The 21888-nt window shown below is 68.8% G+C and carries 15 protein-coding genes; 2 read left to right on the forward strand and 13 right to left on the reverse strand.

Features of this window, described 5'->3' with window-relative positions; genetic code table 11:
* A complete protein-coding gene (locus tag ACWESM_RS23510; RefSeq protein WP_355072221.1) occupies positions 1–576 on the reverse strand; it encodes a dihydrofolate reductase family protein in 576 nt (191 codons plus the stop codon).
* A 241-nt stretch (positions 577–817) separates the two neighbouring features.
* Positions 818–1552 (reverse strand): MerR family transcriptional regulator, encoded by a 735-nt coding sequence (locus tag ACWESM_RS23515; RefSeq protein WP_355072219.1) that lies wholly within the window; start codon positions 1550–1552, stop codon positions 818–820.
* A gap of 204 nt (positions 1553–1756) precedes the next feature.
* On the opposite strand from ACWESM_RS23515, the gene ACWESM_RS23520 reads away from it, so the two are divergent.
* A complete protein-coding gene (locus ACWESM_RS23520; RefSeq protein WP_356966539.1) occupies positions 1757–2113 on the forward strand; it encodes a DUF1707 SHOCT-like domain-containing protein in 357 nt (118 codons plus the stop codon).
* A gap of 6 nt (positions 2114–2119) precedes the next feature.
* Here the strand turns inward: ACWESM_RS23520 and ACWESM_RS23525 are convergent, their stop codons facing one another.
* Positions 2120–4423: a serine/threonine-protein kinase gene (locus ACWESM_RS23525; protein ID WP_379254592.1), complete on the reverse strand. Its 2304-nt coding sequence runs from the start codon at positions 4421–4423 to the stop codon at positions 2120–2122.
* 258 nt (positions 4424–4681) lie between these two features.
* Positions 4682–6214, reverse strand: coding sequence for an amino acid permease (locus ACWESM_RS23530; protein ID WP_364431886.1), 1533 nt, complete (start codon positions 6212–6214; stop codon positions 4682–4684).
* 212 nt (positions 6215–6426) lie between these two features.
* Between ACWESM_RS23530 and ACWESM_RS23535 the strand changes: the two genes are divergently transcribed.
* Positions 6427–7491, forward strand: coding sequence for an SPFH domain-containing protein (locus ACWESM_RS23535; protein WP_355072211.1), 1065 nt, complete (start codon positions 6427–6429; stop codon positions 7489–7491).
* Between the two features lie 35 nt (positions 7492–7526).
* On the opposite strand, the gene ACWESM_RS23540 is transcribed toward ACWESM_RS23535, so the two are convergent.
* From ACWESM_RS23540 to ACWESM_RS23580, 9 genes are all read right to left on the reverse strand, one after another.
* Positions 7527–12467: an NAD-glutamate dehydrogenase gene (locus ACWESM_RS23540; protein WP_452493704.1), complete on the reverse strand. Its 4941-nt coding sequence runs from the start codon at positions 12465–12467 to the stop codon at positions 7527–7529.
* Between the two features lie 169 nt (positions 12468–12636).
* Positions 12637–13317: a hypothetical protein gene (locus ACWESM_RS23545; RefSeq protein ID WP_355072207.1), complete on the reverse strand. Its 681-nt coding sequence runs from the start codon at positions 13315–13317 to the stop codon at positions 12637–12639.
* 1 nt (position 13318) lies between these two features.
* Complete coding sequence (locus ACWESM_RS23550; protein WP_355072205.1) at positions 13319–14368, reverse strand: discoidin domain-containing protein; 1050 nt, start codon at positions 14366–14368, stop codon at positions 13319–13321.
* 77 nt (positions 14369–14445) lie between these two features.
* On the reverse strand, positions 14446–14799 hold the full coding sequence (locus ACWESM_RS23555; RefSeq protein WP_039804933.1) for a helix-turn-helix domain-containing protein: 354 nt from the start codon (positions 14797–14799) through the stop codon (positions 14446–14448).
* A 16-nt stretch (positions 14800–14815) separates the two neighbouring features.
* Positions 14816–16537, reverse strand: coding sequence for a type VII secretion protein EccE (eccE, locus tag ACWESM_RS23560; RefSeq protein WP_412806618.1), 1722 nt, complete (start codon positions 16535–16537; stop codon positions 14816–14818).
* On the reverse strand, positions 16534–17892 hold the full coding sequence (gene mycP, locus ACWESM_RS23565) for a type VII secretion-associated serine protease mycosin (protein WP_452493674.1): 1359 nt from the start codon (positions 17890–17892) through the stop codon (positions 16534–16536). The genes eccE and mycP overlap by 4 nt, the downstream gene beginning before the upstream one ends.
* Positions 17892–19415 (reverse strand): type VII secretion integral membrane protein EccD, encoded by a 1524-nt coding sequence (gene eccD, locus ACWESM_RS23570; protein WP_412806617.1) that lies wholly within the window; start codon positions 19413–19415, stop codon positions 17892–17894. Before eccD ends, mycP begins: the two co-directional genes overlap by 1 nt.
* Positions 19412–20974: an AAA family ATPase gene (locus ACWESM_RS23575; protein ID WP_452493676.1), complete on the reverse strand. Its 1563-nt coding sequence runs from the start codon at positions 20972–20974 to the stop codon at positions 19412–19414. The genes eccD and ACWESM_RS23575 overlap by 4 nt, the downstream gene beginning before the upstream one ends.
* A gap of 34 nt (positions 20975–21008) precedes the next feature.
* Positions 21009–21839: an ESX secretion-associated protein EspG gene (locus ACWESM_RS23580; protein WP_452493678.1), complete on the reverse strand. Its 831-nt coding sequence runs from the start codon at positions 21837–21839 to the stop codon at positions 21009–21011.
* Positions 21840–21888 lie beyond the last annotated feature (49 nt).

Genomic DNA, 21888 nt, shown 5'->3' on the forward strand with positions numbered 1-21888 from the left:
CTACCTGGCGGAGGCCATCTGCTGGTAGTGCATCTGGACCACCGCGCTGTCGAAGGTCATCACGTCCACCAGCTGCAAGCCCGACACCACCGCGGGCGTCGGGAACAGCGGAATCCCGCCACCGAGCAGGATGGGATGCACGAACAACCGGTACTCGTCGATCAGGTCGTGCTTCATGAACGCCGACGCCGTCTCCGCGCCGCCGAACAGGACCATGTCGCATCCCGGCTGCGCGCGCAACGCCGTGACCTCCTCGACGAGGTCCTCCCTGACCACGCGGGTGTTCCACCCCGCGCAGGCCATGGTGCGCGAGAAGACCAGTTTCGGCGTCTCTTTCCAGCACCGCGCGAAGTCCACGTAGAACTCCGAGATCGCCGGATCCACGTCGGCGGTCGGCCAGAACGACGCCATGATCTCGTAGGTCTTGCGGCCGTAGAGGAACAAGTCGGCCGAGCGCAATTCGTCCAGGAACGACTCGCACAGTTCCTCGTCCACCACCGGCCAGTGGACCTCCTGATCCGGCCCTTCCGCGAAGCCGTCGAGCGACATCTGCATCCACAGTGTCACGCTTCCCATGTGCCCACACCCATCTGCTGCCCTTGTGCGACATTCAGATTGTCGGGGGGAGCGACACTTCGGCGCATCGGTAGGTTGCCCGCAGACATACCTAAGTAGGGGATGTCAGGCGACTCGGCGCCGCGATCGCGCGCCGGATGGTCCCAATATACCGTTGATCAACGGCACGTTACCGCCACGTATCGCCAATGATGGGAATCTGAAACAGAAATTCTTCGGTCGGCGACGCCAGGCGGTCGGATCAGGCTTCCGGCAGCGCCTCGGCCAGCTCGGCGTCCTGGTCGAGATACCTTGCGACGAGCCGGTTCACGAGTTCGGCGGTGGTCTCCGCCGGGACCGGCCTGGTCGCCGCCAGGCGCTGGGCGAGCTCGGCGACCTGCGCCGGACCGCGTTCGGAGTCCTGGAACGACGCCCACGCGGTGCGCCGGAACAGGTCCACGTAGCGGCGGGCGATCCGCTCCGCGTCGGCACGCAGCTTCTCCAACTCGCCGAGGACCTCGTCGGCCGGGATGCCCGCGGCCGCCATCTGGTCGAGGCTCTGGGTCAGACGGCGGTCCGCGATCCGGTAGGTCGCGGCGTCGACGGGCTCGTACAGACCCGCGGCGACGACCCGGGCCAGACCGTTGGGCACGTCGCGATAGCGCTCCGCCAGTTCGGTCGCCGCGATCGTTTCCCCGGCGTCCACGACGAGCGGCTCGGTCGCGCCGGGCTCGCCGACACCGAGAATGTCCCCCAGGTCGTCGCCACGGTCCCAGGCGTTGAGCAATTCCTTGATGCCGTTGAGCTTGATCCCACGATCGAGCAACCTGCTGATGGTGCGCACCCGATTGAGGTGGTCGGCACCGTAGAACCCGGTACGCCCCTTGACCTGCGGGGGCGGCAGCACACCGCGTTCGTGGTAAACGCGCAGGCTGCGCACGGTCGTACCGGCCTCCCGCGCCAGCTCGTCGATCGTGTATTCCACACCCGCAGTCATACCTCAAGGAAACCACATCGCAACACGTGACGACCGCCGGTGCGCGGCCATTGCCGGGACGACCGACCGGTCTCTGGCGACATTTCAGCAAACATCACTGGCGTGCTGCGACGCGGCCTCCCGAGGGCGCGCCCACCAGCCGTTCTTCCCGCCTCTGGAAATCCATCCGACGCCCGGTTCCGCCGCTGCGCCTATCCTTCCGGCATGGGTGAATCCGCGGGTCTTCCGGCCAGTCTCGCCGACCGCGAGCGCGCGATGCGCGAGCTGACCCACCACCTGGGCACCGGACGGTTGAGCCTGGCCGAGTTCGACGAACTCAGCGCGGCCGTCGCGGCCGCGACCAGCAAGAGTCAACTGGCCGAACTGTTCGCCGACCTGCCGGGCAGCACACCGCCCCCGGCCGAGGTCACCCCGGTTAACCCGCTGCCGCGCCTGGTGGTGCTGGCCGGGGCGGCCGTGGTCTTCTCGGTGGTGCTCGCGGTGACCACGGGCAACTGGCTGTGGCTGCTGATGATATTGGCCGCGCCAGCGCTTTTCATGCTCACCGCGCGCACCACCTGAGACCGCTCACCACCTCGACTTCGGCCGCACGTAGTTGGCCAGGTCGACAAGGCGGTAACGGTGCAGCCGGTGCGGGGCGATCCGGGCCAGCGCCCGGAGGCTCGACTCGAGCCCGCGTTGCAGCCCCAGCGGGGTGAACGGGAAACCGAGCAGGGTGGCCTCCGCAGTGGCGGCCTGACCGCCCGCGCGCACCCACTCCAGCGCCGCGCCCACCACGATCACCTGCAGCTGCAGCGCCCGCGGTTCGTCCGGCGCGGCGTCCAGCCGCGCGGCCGCCTCCAGCAGGTCGGCCTCGGTGGTCTCCGGAATCGGTTGCGAGACCAGCAGCAGACACCCGGTCATGCGCGCCACGTTCTGATACCGCGACGCCTCCGGCACCTGATCGAGCACCTCGACGGCTTCCAGCAGGCCGCCGTCGGCGGCGAGCCTGCGGGCCAGGCCGAACGCCGCGCTCACCACGCCGTGATTGGTCCGCCAGACCGTGCGGTAGTACTCCTCGGCGAGCCGATGCCAGTGGTCGCCCGCGGCATCCCCGAGATGCTGGAGGGTGAGCTCGGCGGTGGCCGCCAGCGCCAGCGCGGGGGCGATCTCACCGGGCAGCATGCCGTGCACCAGGTCGAAGTACTCGTAGGCGCGCTCGTACTGCCCGTCCAGCAAGGCGGCGACGGCCGAGTACCACTCGATGCGCCAGTCCGTGCCGTAGTCCGGCCGCAGATCGGCGAGCCGGTCGCAGGCGGGCACCACCTCGCCCAGGTCCAGGTGCGCGCGCACCGCGGTGAGCGTGCCCTCCAATTCGAACGTCTCCGGCTCCGGGATGGTCCCGGAGACGATCCGGTCGGCGGTGCGGCGCAACGCGTCCAGGGCGTGCCTCGGATCGCCGTGCAGCAGTGTGGACAGCAGATCGGCGCTGGGATCCTCGCTGTCGATCAGCGGCACCGGCAGGGCGGCGACGACGCTCGGCGCGTCCAGCGCGGGCAGGCGATGCCGCCCGTCGGTCATGCCGTCGGTCTGGCCGATCAACGTCTCGATCCCGAAATCGCCGCGCATCGCGCCGAATTCCAGCGACGCCTGCGGATGTTCCTTCCCGGTGTCGTAGGCCAGCACCATCCGCAGCACGCCGGCGAGCTGGCCGTACATCGCGTAGGCGGTCGGGAAGCGGCGCCGCGGATCCGGATCGGTCGCCCGGCACAGCAGCCTGCGCAACGCCGGATATTCCCGCAGCAGCGGCTGATCGTCCGGCGAAGGGACGCCGGGCAGTTGGTGTCCGTCGGCGTTCTTGGGCATGTCCAGCACCAGCGCGGCCAGCGTCCGCCCCACGGTGTAGATGTCCGAGGCGACCGTCGGGCCGGTCTCGGTGATCTCGGGCGCCTGATAGCCCGGGGTGCCGTAGATGCTGCCGTAGGACTCCATCGCGGCCACCGCGCCGAGGTCGATCAGCTTGACCTCGTCCTCGCTGACCATGATGTTGTCGGGCTTGAGATCGTTGTAGGCCAGGCCGAACGAGTGCAGATAGTCCAGCGCGGGCAGGATCTCCATCATGAATGCGATCGCCTCGGACGCCGGAATACGTTCCGGCGCACGCAGATCCAGCATTTTCTTCAGCGAGCGTCCGCCGACGTACTCCATGACGATGTAGCCGTCGGCCACGTCGCGCCCGGAACGGTGCTTGACGAAGTTGTGGATCTTGACGATGCCGGGATAGGCCACCTCGGAAAGGAATTGGCGTTCGGCGAGGGCCACCACGTGCGCCTCGAAGTCGAGCGGGTTCTGCAACCCCTTCAACACCACCCAGCGGTCGCTCACATTGCGATCGATCGCAAGGTAGATCCATCCGAGCCCGCCGTGGGCCAGGCAGCCCTGCACTTCGTACTGGTCGGCGACCATCTCCCCCGGCTGGAGCAGGGGCCGGAAGTTGAACGGCGAAGCGCATCTTCCGCATTCGCCTTCTACGGCGCCGGGCCGCGCTTCGGTGGTGCGGCCGACCGGCTGCTGGCATTTCCAGCAAAACCGTTTGTGCTCGGGCACTTCCGGGTTCTGCATCACCGCGGTGCGCGGGTCGAGGGGGCTCACCTTGGGCATGGACACCAGGCCGCCGCCCAGTCTGCGCCCGCTCGGCCGCGAGCGCGCGCTGCGCCCGGAACCGGGGTCGGACTCGAGTGCGCCGAGCAACAACTCGGCGGTCCCGATGGTGTGCTCGTCGCCGTCCCGGTCGGCCGGTTCGACGGCGCTCGGAACCGAGTCGACTGCCACGGCACGTGGTTTCTCGACATACCGTGGAGTCGACCACGGATTGGGTGGTAGCGGAGGCACTTCGGTCTTGAGCAGGTGCCGAGTTGCCCAGGGGTGAGCAGTTCGCCGGGGCACGTCGGTACCGCGCATGCGCCGATTCGCCCAAGGGTGCGCAAGTGGACGGTCGGATGCGCTGGGGTGCTCCGGCATACGAACCTCTCAGACCCGCCGTGTGATCGCGGTTTCATTCTGGTCCGTCGCCTGTCGATGCGCGCTGGTTTTGTTCCCGACATTGGGAATAGATCCGCCCCGGACGAACGGCCCGGGGCGGATACTGCCTTACTCTTCGTCGGGCTTGTCGAGGATCACCACCGGATCGCCCGATTCGCGGCGCGGGCGCTCGGCCAGGACCGGGAACTGACCGGTGATGCCCTGGCGGATCTCCGCGATCTGCAGCACCCGCTTTCGGGCGAGGAACCAGCCGCCCACCAGCGCGGGGGCCATGATGACGACCATCGCGATCACCGCACCGCGCTGCACGTGGTCGTCGCTGAAGGCCATCAGCCCGACCACGACGGCGAGGAACACCAGCGTCGCGAAGCTCGTGTACGGCGCGCCGATCAGCCGGAACGACGGACGCTGCGCGCGGCCGGTGCGCGACCAGCGCCACAGCTGCAGCTGGCAGACCACGATGGCGGTCCACGCGAAGATGGTGCCCAGCGCCGACATGTTCAGCACGATCTCGAAGGCCTGATCCGGCACCACCGCGTTCAGGCCGACGCCGATGAGCGCGACCGCGCCGGTGGCGAGGATGCCGACGTAGGGCACGCCGCCACTGGACATCCGCGCCGCGATGGTGGGCGCGCTGCCGTTCATCGACATCGAGCGCAGGATGCGGCCGGTCGAGTAGAGACCGGCGTTCAGGCTGGAGAACGCCGCGGTCAGCACGACCAGGTTCATCACGGAGCCCGCACCCTCCACGCCGAGCCGCGAGAAGAAGGTGACGAAGGGGCTCTCGCCGTTCTTGAACGCGGTGTAGGGCAGCAGCAACGCGAGCAGGACCAGCGAACCCACGTAGAACAGCGCGATCCGGGCGATCACCGAATTGATCGCGCGCGGCATGATCTTCTCCGGGTTCTCCGCCTCACCGGCCGCGGTGCCGACCAGTTCCACTGCGGCGTAGGCGAATACGACACCGGTGGTGACCAGGACCAGCGGGAGGATCCCGGTCGGGAACAGCCCGCCGTGGTCGGCGATCACGCTCGGACCGGTGGTCTGGCCGTCGATCTTGAAGCGACCCGCGAGGAACACCGTGCCGACGATCAGGAAGGTCACCAGCGCGACCACCTTGATCAGCGCGGCCCAGAACTCGAGCTCGCCGAACCACTTCACCGAGACCAGGTTGATGCTGACCACGATCGCGAGCGAGACCAGGGCGATCGTCCACTGCGGTATCGCCTCGAACGCTCCCCAGTAATGGACATACGTCGCGATGGCGGTGATGTCTACGATCCCGGTCATGCACCAGTGGAAGAAGTACATCCACCCGACCGCGAACGCCAGCTTCTCGCCGTAGAACTCGCGGGCGTAGGAGACGAACGATCCCGAGGAGGGGCGATGCAGCACCAGCTCACCGAGCGCCCGCAGGATGAAGAACACGAACACGCCGCAGATGGCGTACACGATGAACAGGCCGGGGCCCGCGCTGGCCAGCCGGCCACCCGCGCCGAGGAACAGGCCGGTGCCGATCGCCCCACCGATCGCGATCATCTGCAGCTGACGCGGGCGCAGCGACTTGTGATAGCCCGAGTCCTCGTCTTCGAGCGCGGCAGCCTGCGCGGGCGCATCCGCGGGTGGTCGAACTGTGGTCATGGCGGTGGCCTTTCACGTGACGGCGATCATAACTTCGCTCAATGTACCGTTATGTAGCGGCACGTTCAATAGCGAGTCGCGACTTGTAACACGCTGGACATCAAAGTCTTTGAAAAAAGGGCGTCCGATCAGCGACGATCGCCGCGACATTCGTTGATCGTGCCACCGCGTATCGGTACGCTAGATGAGACGAATCGGATGAGGGAGCGCAGATGGCCTGGTTCGAGCGGGAATTCATCGCGGTCCCCGAGGACCGCAAGAACCAATTGGTCTACAAGTGGCCGGACGTCAACATCCGCCGGTACAGCCGCGCGATGGTCAACGCCGACCAGATCGCCCTCTTCCTGAAGTCCGGGCGTGTGGTGGGCGCGATGGGCCCGGGACGCCACCGCATCGACGCCGACGAGCTACCGGTGCTCGGCGCGCTCGTCGACACCCTCACCGGCGGCAACTACTACCGCGCCGAACTGTATTTCGTCTCCACGCGCGAGTTTCCGGGGATTCGCTTCGGCGGCCGACTGGACGACATCCTCGACCCGGTCAGCGAGCAGGTGGTGACGCTGCGCGTCTTCGGCGAATTCGCCGTGAGCGTCCGCGATCCGGCCGAACTGCTCACCGCGCTCGCGGGCACGGCCGATCTCACCGACCAGGAACGGGTGCAGAACTGGTGCGCCGACCTGCTGCTCAAATCCATGAAGATGGCGGTGACCCGGGGGGTCGCAGGCGGCGACTGGCCGGTGCTGGGCCTCTCGGCACAGCTGCAACCCATCGAGCAGGCCGTGTTGCGCCAGACCAACACCGCGCTCTACGAATACGGGCTGCGCATCCCGCGGATGGGTAACTTCGACATCAGCCTCGCGCCGGAGGACGCCGACCGGCTGAAGCGGCTGGCCAAAGACGTCAAGTACATCAACCTCACCGGCGATTTCCAGCGCTATGCCGCGGGCGAGCTCGCACTCGGCGCGAGCCAAGGCTTCGCGCGCGGGCACCACCACGGCGTCGAAGGCGGATTCCTCGGCGCGGCGCTGAGTTTGAACGCGATCGGCCATCACGTCGGCAGCCCCTCCCCCGCGCCGCAATTGCCCGCCGCCGCGCCCGAGACGGCCCAGACGTCGTGCGCCGCTTGCCAGTCCGCGAATCCCGCGGGCGCGAAGTTCTGCATGAACTGCGGGGCGCGTCTCGCCCCGCAACCGCGGCACTGCCCGAACTGCGGTTCGGAAGCGACGCCCGGCGCCAAGTTCTGCGGCAACTGCGGAACGCCGATGCCCGGAGGCTGACGCCGAGCGCCTGCCTCCGGGCATCGGGTGGAAGATCAGCCCGCGACCGTCGGTGCGACGGTCGACTCACCGCCGCTGACCATGCCGCGCACCTGCCGCGCCGCCACCGAGAGCGCCGCGAGATCGTGCGTCTCGGACGCGAAGATCTGCGCCAGCGCCGCGCCGGCACGGGCCAGCCGGGACCGGTTGGTCGATTCCCAGTACGCGATCTTCTCCGCGGTGCTGTCCTGCGGTTCGGTCGCGGTCAGTACGTCGCGGGTCAGCGACCGCAGCGAATCGTAGAGATCCTCGCGGACCGCCAGCCGGGCCAGCGCCCGCCAGCGCCCGCCGCGCTCCAGCTCGCCCACCGCGGTCACCAGCCGTTCGATCTGGAAGTGCTCGTTGAGCGCGTAGTACAGCGCCGCGACCTCGGCGGGATCGCGATCGGCGATGTCGGACAGGTCGATCACGTCCAGGAGCGGGAAGCGGTGGATCAAGCCGAACGCTTCCTCGGCGAGTTCCCGCGGCGCGCCGCGGGTGATCGACCGCCGCGAACGCTCGGCGAGGTCGTCGCTGAGGTAGCCGGTCAGCCACCCGGGGACCTGGCCGGAGAGGGCGCGCACGCCGTCGCGGTACCTGGCGATGTCCGCGCCGATCGCGATCGGCTGCGGCCGGTTGGACAGCAGCCAGCGCGCGGCCCGATCCAGCGTGCGCTTGGTCTCCAGCTCCAGCTCGTTGCGCGCCGCCGTGGACATCGGCGTCTGCCTGATCCGCTCCCACAGCGCGTGCAGATCGAAGATCTCCACCGCCGCCTTGTACGCGCGCACCGCGTCGTCGGTGGTCGCCCCGGCCTCTTCCGCGAGCCGGAAGGCGTAGGTGATGCCGCCGTAGTCCACCATCTCGTTGATCACGACGGTGGCCACGATCTCGCGCCGCAGCGGGTGCCTGCCGATCGCCGTGGCGAACCGCTCCCGCAGCGGCGCGGGGAAGTAGGCGGGCAGCACCGACGCGAACGCCGCGCTGTCGAGCAGATCGCCGGCCAGCAGGTCGGCCTTGAGCGAGAGTTTGACGTGCGCCATCAGATTCGCCAGCTCGGGCGAGCTGAGCCCGAACCCCTCGGCGGCGCGGCGAGCCAGTTCCACCTCGGTCGGCAGTGCCTCGAGTTCGCGGTCCAGACCGCGGCGCTGCTCCAGGTCGTTGATCAGCCTGCCGTGCACCCCGGACATGCCCGCCGCGTCGGCCCGCGACATCCCGAGCCGGAAGTTCTGCGAGATGTTGTCGCGCAGCACGAGTTCGGAGACCTCGTCGGTCATCGAGGCCAGCAACGGGTTGCGCTCGTCGACGGCGAGTTCACCGCTGGAGACCACGGCGTCGAGCAGGATCTTGATGTTGACCTCGTGGTCGGAGCAGTCCACGCCCGCCGAGTTGTCCAGCGCGTCGGTGTTCATCCGTCCGCCGTTGCGCGAGAACTCGATCCGGCCCAGCGCCGTCGCGCCCAGGTTGCCGCCCTCGCCGATCACTTTGACCCGGAGCTGGTCGGCATTCACCCGGACCGCGTCGTTGGACTTGTCGCCCACCTCGGCGTTGGTCTCGGTGCTCGCCTTGATGTAGGTGCCGATACCGCCGTTCCACAACAGATCCACCGGAGCCAGGAGAATGGCTTTGATCATCTCCGGCGGCGACAGGGTGGTGACGCTCGCGGGCAGGTCGAGCGCCGCGCGCACCTCGGGCGTCACCGGGATCGCCTTGGCTGAGCGATCGTAGACGCCGCCGCCGGGGCTGATCAGCGACGTGTCGTAATCCGCCCACGACGACCTCGGCAACGCGAACAACCGCTGCCGCTCCCGGTACGACCGCGCCGCGTCGGGAATCGGGTCGAGGAAGATGTGGCGGTGGTCGAAAGCGGCCACCAGACGAATGTGCTCGGACAACAACATGCCGTTGCCGAACACATCACCACTCATGTCACCCACACCGACCACCGTGAAGTCCTGGGTCTGAGTGTCGATCTCCATCTCACGGAAATGCCGCTTGACACTCTCCCACGCACCCTTGGCGGTGATGCCCATCGCCTTGTGGTCATAACCCGCCGAACCACCGGAAGCGAACGCGTCACCCAACCAGAAACCGTAACTCTGCGCCACATCGTTGGCGATATCGGAGAACGTCGCGGTGCCCTTGTCGGCAGCCACCACGAGATAGGTGTCGTCACCGTCCCGACGCACCACCTGCGCGGGCGGAAGCACTTCGCCGGTCGCGCGATCGACGTTGTCGGTGATGTCCAGCAGGCCGGAGATGAACGTGCGATAGCAGGCGACGCCTTCCGCGCCGAAGGCCTGCCGGTCGGCCGCCGGATCGCCGGTGGCCGCCGGTGGCTGCTTGACCACGAAACCGCCCTTGGCGCCGACCGGCACGATCACCGCGTTCTTCACCGCTTGCGCTTTGACCAGACCGAGAATCTCGGTGCGGAAGTCCTCCAACCGGTCCGACCACCGCAGACCGCCACGCGCGACCGAACCGAAGCGCAGGTGCACGCCTTCCACCCGCGGCGAGTACACGAAGATCTCGAACTGCGGCTTCGGCTTGGGCAGTTCGGCGATCGCGTGCGGATTGAGCTTGAGCGACAGGTAATCCAGCGCGGCTCCGGCCGCGTCGCGCCGGTAGTAGTTGGTGCGCAGGGTCGCCTCGATCAGACCGAACAGCGCGCGCAGGATGCGGTCGGTGTCCAGGCTGACCACCGCGTCGATCTCGGCCTGCACCCGCTCGGCGATCTCCGCGGCCCGGCCCGCGGCCTCCGCCTCGACGCCGTCCGGGTCGAAGTACGCCGCGAACAACTCGATGCACGACCGCGCCGTCGCCGGATGGGTGAGCAGCACGCGGGTGATGTTGCCGAAGGTGTAGGCGAATCCGGCTTGCTGCAGGTACTTCGCGTAGGCCCGCAGCAGGGCGACCTCACGCCAGTGCAGGCCGGCGCGCAGGACCAGTTCGTTGAGGCCGTCGACTTCGGCGCGGCCGAACCACATCGCGGTCACGGCATCCGGGAAACGCCGTCGCACACTGGTTTCCGGCAGCGACGCGGCCTCGACGGAGTGCGCCAGCTGCGCGAGCGGCTCGACGGCGAGCGCTTCCCGCAACGGCGCCGCGGTCACCCGCAGCCCGAAGTCGTAGATCCAGCGGTCCGGCCGGTCCGCCAGCACGACACGGTAGGGCCGCTCGTCGACCACCTCCACACCGAGGCTGTGCAGCACCGGCAGCACGCGGCTCAACGAGATGCCCTCGCCCGCGACGTAGAGCGTGAAACGCCATTCCGGTGCGGCGGAGTCGCCCTGGCGGTAGAGATCGGTGTCGATCTCCCCATCGGACAGCCGCTCGAGGCGGCGCAGATCGGTGAGCGCGTGCGCGGGCTCGTGCTCCTGCTGGTAGCCGGTGGGGAAGGCCGCCGCGTAGTCGGTGGCCAGCGCCTGCGGTACGTCGGACGCGCCCGCGGCCTCGGCGACCAGCCGGTCGCCCCAGGTCCACGTCGTCGCCAGCAGCAGCTCCTGGATCCGCTCGCGATTCTCCTCGGAGATGTCGGCGGCGTCGGCGCCCGGCTTGCGGTGCACCGTGAAGTAGACGACGGCCAGCTCCGATTCGGTGGCCCGCGCCGAGTACGCGATCTGTTCGGCGTCGAACTGCTCGCGCAGGATCTCGCCCATGCGCACGCGGACCTCGGTGGAGTAGCGGTCGCGCGGCATGTAGACCAGGCAGTAGATGGTGTCGCTGCGCGAATCGCGCCGGATGAACAGCCGCACCTGCCGCCGCAGACCCAGATTCATGACCGCGGAGACGGTTTCGAACAGCCTGCGCGCGTCGGTGGAGAACAGCTCGACCCGCGGGAACGACTGCATCATCTCCAGCATGGCCTGCCCGGAGAACGAGTCCAGGCCGAAGCCCGCCCATTCGATGACCTGCAGCACGCGCCGGGAGATGACGGGGATGTCGAGAATGTTCTCGTGCAGGCCCGCGACGGTGAAGGTGCCGACGAAGACGTGTTCGCCCTTGACCATCTTCACGGTATCGCCCCAGGCCGCACGGCCGCTCGGGTCGCTCGCGCCGTAATCGGCCACGCTGATGAAGTACAGATCGCGGGAGCCAGGCAGCAGCGAGTCCACGGAGCCGTTGGCCATCCGCAGCACGGTGCGCTTCGCGCCGACCACGGGCACGCTGATGTCCGCGGTGGCGCCGTTGCCGAGGATGCCGAGCCCGGTGCCGGGCAGCTGCCACGGCTCGAAGGGGGCGTCGGCGCTCGGCGCGGAGCGGCGGAAGTGGTAGTAGCCGTAGCCGAGCGGGGTGAAGTGCCCGTCCGACAGCCAACGCAGCAGACCGGCGGTCTGCGGGATCTCCGCGTCGCCCGCCCATTGCGCCGCCTGATCGAGCTGGTCGGCAACGGTATTGAGCACTTCGACCATGGTCGGCGTGTCGTCGGCCACGCGGCGCAGGTCGGCCAGCAGCGGCGGCAGGGCCTGTTCGATCCGGTCGACCAGTTCGTCGGACAGACCCGCGCCCAGCTGCACGTGGATCCACGACTCGCGCAACGCCCGACCGTCGGTCTCCGCCGCCGGTTCGGCCACACCGTCGCGGGGTGCGATGGACAGCGCCCGGCCGTCGGCGTCGCGCGACACGTCGAACACCGGATGCACGACCTCGGTGACCGTGGCGCCCAGGCGGCGCAGCGCGGCGGTCACCGAGTCGACCAGCAACGGCATGTCGTCGTTGACGATCTGGATCGCGGCGCCGACCCCGGCGCTGTCGTCCGGCCGGTAGACGTGGGTGGTCGCCGAACCGGGCGCGCGCGTGGCCGCCAGTTCCAGATGCTGACGGAAGATCCGCTCGGCCCGATCCGTGATCGCCGACGTCGAGGACCCCGGCTGGATCCACCGGAAGTACGCCGCTTCCAGATCGGTCGGATCATCGCGGAACCGCTTCGATGAAATCGTCTGCTGGGTGGTTGCCACCATCGATCCGTTGCCTTCCCGAGAACTGCGCTCGTACGTGTTTCGTACTTCACATAACGTACCGCTGGATAACGGCACAATCAACAGTGTAACAATAATTTTCCCTCGCGGACATGGGTTACGGCGTCCGGATCAGGGATTTTCCGAGCCCGGCTGACGCGGGGCTGCTACGTCAGCGGACCAGCCCCGCACGCGACAGGAAGGTCTGCGCGCCCGTTCGACCGGCGAAGTTGCTTGTCTCCAACCGGAAGCCGGTCCGGGTGTCCGCGTACCAGACGGTTGCCGACGGGCCGATCGCCGCGTAGACGGGACCGTCGACCAGCGCCGTCCCGCCCGCGCCGCGCCATCGAGAGATGCTGTCGGCCAGACGATCCTGCGGTAGGAGTTCGGCGTAGAAGGTCAGGTCCCGGCCGCCCGCGATATTGCCGAACAACATCGGGTCGGTGGCGGCGATGACGCACTTCTCCCGCTGCCCGCCGGAATCCAGCGGTTGACAGGTCGCCGCCGTGCGCAGCAGATCCGGCATGGCCCGGACCGGCGCGCTCCCCTGCGCAAGCGACGGCAGCGACGGCGAACAGGAGCGCAGACCCCAGACGACGGCCACGACCATCAGCAACCCGAGCACCCCGACCGCCCGCCACTGCCAGCGCGGATATGCCTTGTCGACAAACCTTTTCGCCTCGCCGCCGACCTTCTCGGCGACTTCGGCGGCCTGGGCGGGCAGCTTCTCCGCAGCGGATCGCACCGCGTCCACGGCCGCGCGCAGCGGCGCTCCGCAATGCGCACAGCGGGAATCGGCGCCGGTGTTGCGGTGGCCGCAGTACTGGCAGGCGAGTTCGGGCAGCGCAGACACCTCAGTGCCCCGTGATGACGATGGACGCGATGGCAGTGGTGTTGATCGATGCGTCGCCCTTGGACTCCAGCACGGTCAGCACGATCTTCGAGGCGCTCACCGCCGGCTCCATCTTGGTCACCACCAACGTCCGCTGATCGAGGGTCGGCTGCGTGTAGACGGTCTTGTTGCCGTCGTCGAACTGGTACGAAACCCGGCTGACGGTCCGATACTTCGCCCACTGGTCGGTGCCGTCCGCACTGATGTGATCCCAGCCGGGCACGATGCCGATCGAGTCGATCTGATAGGTCTTGCCCAGATCGATGGTGATGACCTGACCATCGACCTTGTACGCGCGCACACAGGACCAGGCCTTGCCCGTCTGCCCGCCGAAAGCGTCCATCCCGGAGGTACTCCCGGGCGGGCACTTCGACTCCGCGGACTTCGGCTGGATGATCGAGCTCGACGGCGGCGCGGGCGAGGCCGAGGACGCGGCAGAGGTCGGCGGCGGCGTGACCACCAGAAGCTGGTTCTGCGCCGTGTTCTTCTCCCCGCCACCGGTGGTGATCAGCAACAGCAACAGCAGCACGGCGACCACCGCGGCGACGATCAACGCGACTTTGGGCTTGCGCAGCTGGACCAGCGCATCCTTGGCGATCTGCTGGGCGGGCGGGAGCCGGTTGGCCGTGGCGGTGGACGTGCGTTCCGGCTCCGGCTCCGGCTCGGACGGCGCGTTCGTTCGGGCGGCGACCGAGGAGTAGTCGTTGGCGAGATCCATCGCCGGGGTCGAATCCTGCGCCTGCCCGTTCAGCAGTGCGAGAATTCGTTCGCTCGCCTTCGGCCCATCGCCGGTGCGACGCCGCGGCGCGACGTCACGCGGCTCCGAGTCGAGATCGGGCAATCCCAGCGACGCGACGCTGTTCTCCGCACCGCCCAGCTCCGCCCCGCCGTCGAAGTCGACGCCGGCGCCGGACGACGCGGCAGAGGACCCGAGCGAAGGATCGGCGAGCAGCGTGTCGAGGACCGCACCTCGATGACGGAGAAAAACGTCTCCCGGGTCCTCGGCGGGCATGGTCCGGATCGTAACCGGACGGAGCCGCCCGCCGAGCCGACGCTATTCCCGGTGGAGAGAACAGCCGACCGTCCGGGTCAGCGCTTCTTCTCCTCGGTCACGAAGTACTCCGGCGGCACGTCGAAGACCCGGGCCAGCGCGATCACCAAATCCAGGCGCGGGATCGCGTCACCGTGGATCAGCCGGTACAGGCCGGACTGCGACACCGGCACGTCCGGGTAGGCCAGTTCCAGGTGCTGCGCCAGCGAGTAGAGCGTCAGCGACCGCGTCGATCCGTCCTCGGTCGAGACGACGGATTCCGCGATCAGCTCCGATAACCGGCTGGAGAAGATCGCCGCAGCTGCCTGTCTCGGGGTCAGAGCGTCCCCGGCGTCCTGATGAGGGAGTTCGCCACCATCGGAATGGGTGTCCGCTACCACGGTGATAGACATTAACCGACCGCTCCCATCAGCTCACGCGACGGCCACCGGGTTGCGGAGGTGCAACCACGGGTCCGGATGCCCCCGCGGGATGCGCGGGCGGGCCGTCGACAGTATCGAAATATCGGGTTTCGCCTCTCGGCTCGATGAGGTCAACCCGCACCGTGCGCATCGGAATGCTCACGTCCACCGCGGTCGCGCTGACCTGGTTGATCGCGAGATCGACGGCACGCCTGCGCGGACCGCCGGGCTCGCTGATGGTGACCGTCGTGTGCGCGTTGGACGCACGCGGCGGCAGATGGTCGAAGACCGCGATGGTGGCCGGGATCTCCGCCTCCGCATTCGCTGCGCCGGTGTGCTCGTCGCCAGGGTCGGCCAAGCGCATGGAGCGCGGGTCGCCGACCGCGGTCACGAGCTGGCGCCAGCTGTCCGGCCGCGCCGAATGGATCTCCACGTCCGCGCCGACCACCATCGCCCGCAGGATGATCTGCTGAGCGACGGGCAGCTTGGCGTGAACGTCGATGGTGCGCCTGCGCGGGTTGAACCGGGCCGGGTCGAACAGCGGCAACGCCAGGGTGTGGCGCGGCTGGCCGCTGATCGCGCCGAGGATCTGGCCGTTCGGACCGATCGCGATGGCCAGCTCGGCAGCGAGATCCTCGGGCGCGATGTCAGCGCCGGACTCGAAGCCGCGCAAGGCGCGGATGGAGCCGCCGGTCGGCAACGACGCCAGCAGGGCCTTCGACTGGTCGCCGCCCAATAGCCGCAGGTAGTCCGGCGGTTCGGTGGTGACAGCCGGGCCGATGAACCGGACCAGGGCGCGTGGCCCATCGGTGTCGGAGGTCAGGCTCACCACCAGGGTGGTGCGGCCGCGGTTCCAGGTCCAGCAGTCGTCCAGGCCCACCCCGCCCAATCGGGACCAGTCGATCAGGAAGCTGGTCACGCACCGGCCGGGGACCGATGTCTGCAGATTGCTCCAGGTCTCCCGAAGGTCGGACAGTTCGATTCCGGCGTGCAGCAGGCGCGTCGCGTCCCGCAGGGCGGCGGCGGGCAACGGTTGCGCGGCGATGCCACGCTCGCGCAGCCGCCCCGCGATCCGATGCGTGGCGCTGGCCAGCGCTTTGGGGGCGACCACCGAGCACGGCCCGCGCTTGCTCAGCGCGGCCAGATTGCGTTCCTGATCGAGCCGGACCACCAGCCAGGTCAGCCGGTCGCCCACCACCGGGTGGGAGCCGATCAGCTGGTCGTAGAGCATGCTGTAGCTGCCGGTGGAGCGGACCCGCTGACCGGTCGTGACGATGTCGATGTCGACCGCGATGCCGAACTGGTCCAGCATCGGTAGCAGCAGGTCCACCGGGATGGTGTCCTCGGTGTAGAGGGTTCGCTCGGCGATCACAGTGGGCAGATCGAGGTTGGGCGCGAGCTGGATCATCGCGATCAGCGTGTCGCCCGCCTCGTTCACACCGCACACGCCCGCAGCCACCTGTACGTCCTGGATCTTCGCCGACTGTGTGCGTTCGCGCGCCCGCGCGGTCCGGCCGGTGCGGTAGGCGGCCCAGTCCAGCAGCCAGCGCATCGCGGTCCGCCCGTTCACCCGGACGGTCACCGTCGTGACCAGGACCGTGACCACCACCGCGCTCACCCACCACGGCGTCTTGGCCGACAGCCCGACCAACAGGGGGCTGCCCACGACGACGAAGGCGGCGAACGGACCACGCTCGACGCCGGCGACCCGTACGCTCGGAAAACTCACCGGCGCCTCCGCATCGCGGAACTCAGGTGGCTTCCCGCCAACCCGAGCAGCACGGCAGCGAGGATGACGACGGTCGCGGTGACGGCGGGACGCAGATCCTTGGCCCGCGGCGGAGGAGGAATCGGCAGTTCCGAGGACCGGAACAGGCCCGCGGGTTGCTGGGGCGGTGTGCGGTAGCTGAGGGCGGCCAGCGGGTCGATCATCCCAGCGCCCACCATGTTGTCGATGCCGCGCGCCGGAGCGTGCGCGCTGGCTTGCAGGCGGGAGGCGATCTCTCGCGGAGTCTCGTTGGGGAACCGCGAGCGCAACAGCGCGGCCACACCGCCCACATAAGCCGCGGCGAACGACGCGCCGCCGACCGGCACCAGCTTGTCCGGTTCGCCGACGCCATTGATCAGGCCCCCGCCGCTCGGGCCGAGCGACTCGATGCCGGTGCCGGGTGCGGCGACCGAAACCCACGGTCCGGTGAGGGAATCCGGCATGGGCGCGCCGGTCGCGGTGGTGAATCCCACCGTGAGCACGTCGGCGCCGAACCACCCCGGTGTGGAGATCGTCTTCACGTCGCGCCAGTTGCGAGGGTCGGCGGGGCGCGTCGAATCGATGTCAGGGTTCTGCGCGCAATTGGCGCCACCCCCGGCGTTGCCCGCGCCGGTCACGATGAGCGCTCCGCGCACATGAACGGCATAGCCGATGGCAGCCGAGAGCATGGACTGATCCGCCTGCGCGTCCACCGGCATGCAGATCGGCAGCGACACGACGATCACACCGGCGCCTTGGTTAGCGGCGCGAGTGATCGCCCTGGCCAGGGTCCGGATCTCGACGGCGATCCGCTGGCTCGGATCGGAGCTCGGGCGCTCGGGGCTGAACGCGCCGGAACGGGTGCGGATGGAGATGATCCGCGCGTCCGGCGCCACACCGGAGAATCCGTCCGTGGGATCCGCTGTGGCGCCGACGATTCCGGCGACCAGCGTGCCGTGCGCGTCGCAGTCGGACAGTCCGTCGCCGCCGGCGGCGAGGTAGTCGCCACCACCGACCAGGTTGGGCAGACGCGGGTGAGGCTGCACCCCCGTATCGATGACGGCGACAGTCACTCCGGCGCCCCGGCTCAGCGCCTTGGCGCGGCGCAGATCCAGCGCGAGTTCCGCCGGTGGGGTGCGACTGAGGTCGCTGTCGGGCAGCACGCCCGAGGCAAGGCAGCCCTTCTGCTGCTTCATCGGCTCCTCGGGGCCCGGCGGGTCGTCCGCGGGCGGCGAGCCGACCACGACCTGCGGCGGCTCCAGCGCGACAGCGGGGGCGGCGGTGATCGCCAGCATCACCCCGGCGAGAACCGCGACCGCGGCACTGCCGACCTTCATCAGATTCCTCGCATAGCGGTGTAAACGCCCATGATCCAGAAGGCGATCACCGGAACCACCAGGATCAGGGCGTATTCCACCAAGTCGATGACACGGCGGGTGACCGGGGACAGCCGCTTGCCCGGCAGCCGCAGCGCGGCGACACACGCCGCGCACGCCGCCAACGCCACCACGAGTCCGACCACGAGACGCGCGATCGGGGTCTCGTAGGCGCCCACCTCGACGAAACCGATCCCGCACACGGTGACGACGGACCCGGCGATCAGCGCGATCGCCTGGACCCGGTCGGGGTGCCAGCGCGCGCGCATCGCGAGCAGGCCGCCGATCGCGGCCCCCATGACGATCTCGCGGATGCCACCGGGGCTGACCGCGGCCGAGATCACCGAAGAGAGGGCCAGCACCGTGGAGATCGCGGCGATCAGGCCGCGCAGGCTGGTCACCGCGAGCCGCGCGCGGCCCTCGATACCGGCCTCCTCCGCGGTGCGCTGCCGTTCGCCGACCGCGGTGTGCTCGTCCCCTTCGCGCACCGTCTCCGCGTCGAAGATGTCGGTCAGCGTCGTCGGCGAGACCTCGTTGCCCGGGTCGGGCAGATCCGGCGGCCGGATGCGCGCGATGACCACGGCCAAACGCGGCGCCATGGTCAGCAGCACGATTCCGACGAACACCACTCCACCCGCGACCTGCCCGACGGACAGCTCCACATAGGTCAGCGGCAAGGCGGCGACGGTCAACGCGATCCCGAGCACCGTGACCGCCATCAGGGTCGCGATACCCATCCTGCTCAACCGCATCATGGTGGCGGCGGCCACCGCGGCGACCACCGCTCCAGCGGCCAGATTGGCCGCGGCGAGCGGGCCCGGCTGACCGTAGGCGGGCGGGACCAGCATGGCACCTCCGGCGAACAGCAGCGGCGTCGCCGCCAGCGTCAAGCCGAGGGTGATCATCGCCGGAGTGTTGCGCCTGCGCGACAGCGCGGCGCCCGCCCAGCACAGCCCGCCGAGCAACAGGGCGGGCAGGCCGCACCACAAGGTCGAACCGGTCATGGTCCACGACCAGGCCAGCATGGCGGCCACCGCCGAGGCCCCGATCCCGAGCACGGCCAGACCGACGATCGCGGCGGTGTTCGTGTCGAACTCGGCGAACTCGCGCTCGTTGATCAGAGCGAGGGCGTCGGTGATGTCCTCCACCACCGGCGTGAACACCTCCGCCGACTCGACCACCGACAGCATCAGCACCGTGCCGTCGGTGACGTCGTGGTCGGCGAGGCTGCGCCAGCGCGGAATCGGCGGCTCGCCCGGGCGGGCCAGGCTCCACTGCCCCTGGGGCGGCGTGAAATCGACGTTCTCGTCGTCGATCGCCGAGGCCAGCACGACCAGCAGGTCGTCGATGAACGTCTCGATGGTGAACTTGGTCGGCACCACCACATCGACCTGATACGTGGAGATCATCACGGCGATCCGAGCCCGTGCGACCTCCGCCGACGGCTGCGTCCCGGCAGGCGCGGGCGCGACGGCAGTACTCATCGCCACCCTCCGCGGTCACCGGAGTTGTCGGCGCCGCTGGAGAGGTATCCAGGGAATCCATCGGCCAGCCAGGCGGCCAGCTCCTCGAACGCGAGCACGGTCTCCTTTTCCAACAACCGCAGGTCGATCTCGCCGCCTTCGGCCAGGTGCGCATCGTAGGGCAGCACGCAGGTGGGGCGCTGCGCGGTTTCGAACAGCTTCTCGATCGCGTCCACGTCGACGGTCGGCTTCAGCGGCTGGTGGTGCACGATGCCGACGATCGACTTCGCGATCAGGTGTTGCAGGCCATGGGAGCTCAGCCAGTTCAAGGTGGCCACCGCGCCCGTGACGCCGCCGACGGTGGCCGGGGTGACGACCACGACGGCGTCGCTGGTCTGCAGCACCGTCGACGTCACCGAATCCAGTACGCCGGTCCCGCAGTCGACCACCAGCAGATTGAAGTGCTTGCGCAGGACTTCCACGGCGGTGCTGTACTCCCGGCCGGACAACGCCTCGGTGGCCTCCGTGCTCCACGGCGAGGCGATCACCGCGAGGTCGGAGGAGTTGATCGAGGTGAACGACTGCACCGCGGAGAACGCGTCGAGATTCTGCGACTGCGCCAGATCGCGCAGGGTCAAGCCGTACGGGTGCCTGCAGGTACGGGTCGAGAGGTCGCCGAAGTCCGGGTTCGCGTCGATCGCGACCACCCGGTCCGGGCGCAGGCCCGCGAAAGTCGAGCCGAGCGTCGCCGCGGTGGTGGTGCGGCCGACGCCGCCCTTCACGCTGATCACCGCGATCTGATAGGTCGTGGTCAGCTGGGTCCGGATTCGCGCTTTGCGGTCCTCGGCGCGCTGTTCAGCGGGCGAGAGCCCGAGGTTGAAACCGACTTTGTTGAGCGCACCCCGCATTCCGGAGGAGGAGCGCAGCTGCGCGCGTTTCGCGGCGGAGATGTCGGCGAGCAGTTCGATCGAACTGAGCGCGGCGGGCAGCACCTCGATCCGCGGCGTCGGCTCATAGGCGGTGCGGTCGACACGCTCGGGGACCCAGGGGGTCGCCGAGCCCGACGACCACTCCTGGTCGGCGGATGCCGCTTCGGTGCGCGCGATCGCCTGGGACGGCGTAGCGGCGGAATGGTCGGCCCGGTACTGCTCGGCCGACTGCTGCTGCGCCGAATGCTGTTGCGCAGTTCGCTGCCCGGCCATGGGAGAGGCGGCCGAATAGCCCGGCGAGGGAGTGCTCGCCTGCGGCCGAGCGACATTGGTCTGTACTGGTGGCGTACTCGCCTGTGGTATAGGCGCATTCGCCTGCCGGGGTGGCGGGCCTGCGGCGGCAGGAGGCGTCACCGCCGCCTGTGGGGAGCGGGGATCGGGTTCCCCGGCGGACGCCTGCGGCTCGCGCGGCGCACCGATCGGTGGTTCGACGTGGGTGAACTTGTCGGCGTCCTGGTTCTTCTCGGCGGCGGGGCCCGGTGCGACAGCCGCGTCGGTCAGCTCGTTCGTCGGTGCGAAGTACGCGTCGTAACCGCCGCGAGCGCGCGCGGACTCGGCCTCATGACCGTTTCTGCTCGGTGCTCGGTTCATTTCCGTCGTCCTCTCGACAAACACGGTCCGACGTTCAGCTCGTTCTGCTGGTGTCGAACCAACTTCGACCGGGCAGCAGGTCGATCAACGCCCCGATACCCGACCGTAGGGCCGCGTCATCGCCCGGCGCATATCTTGCCCACTTCCGTCCGTCCATCGCGACGCTCGGAGTCACGATGAATCGCCCCGACAGCGTATCCACCACGTTCACGCTGGATACGGATTGCGCGGAGCTGCCGTCGTGGTGCTCGATGATCACCACTTCGGCCCGTCGGACCACCTCGTCCAGCACCCGGCTCAGCACCGCGGCGGCATGCGGTTCCGCCCCGAGTTCTACCAGGGCGCGCCGCCGTTCGTCCTGTTCATCGGGAATCTCGCCGAATTGCTCCACCGTCGCGGCGACCGGCTCGAACTGCAACACCGGCGCCGGACCGAGAGCGGCGAGAACGGCCGCCGGCAAGGTGTCGAGCTGGTCGTCCTGCTGGAACACCGACTGGATGACGACATGGTCGTCGGAGCGCACCGCGAGTACATGGGTCTCGCCCGCGCGCACCAGTGACATCCGCAGCATTCCTTTCGGCTGGCCATCCAAGCCGGTGTCCAGGATCCGTACCGCCATTTCCACGTCCGGCCGGTACAGGCACCGCAGCCAATGCTCGACGACCGGGTGCACGCGCCCGTCCTCGAGCACGCCCACTTCGGTGAGCTGCGCGGCGACTACGGCATGTACCCGATCCCGATCCTCGATGCGGTAGATGTTCGGCAGCAGCGCCAATACCGGCGGATAGGACTCGATGTCGACCAGATGCTGTAACAGCAGGGCCGCATCGACATTCAGGTCGATTGCGACCGGATCGTCTTCCACACCTTCCTCGAATGTATTGTGATCATCTCCTTCGGCTGGATCGGCCTCG

It is taken from the genome of Nocardia sp. NPDC003999, assembly GCF_053604885.1.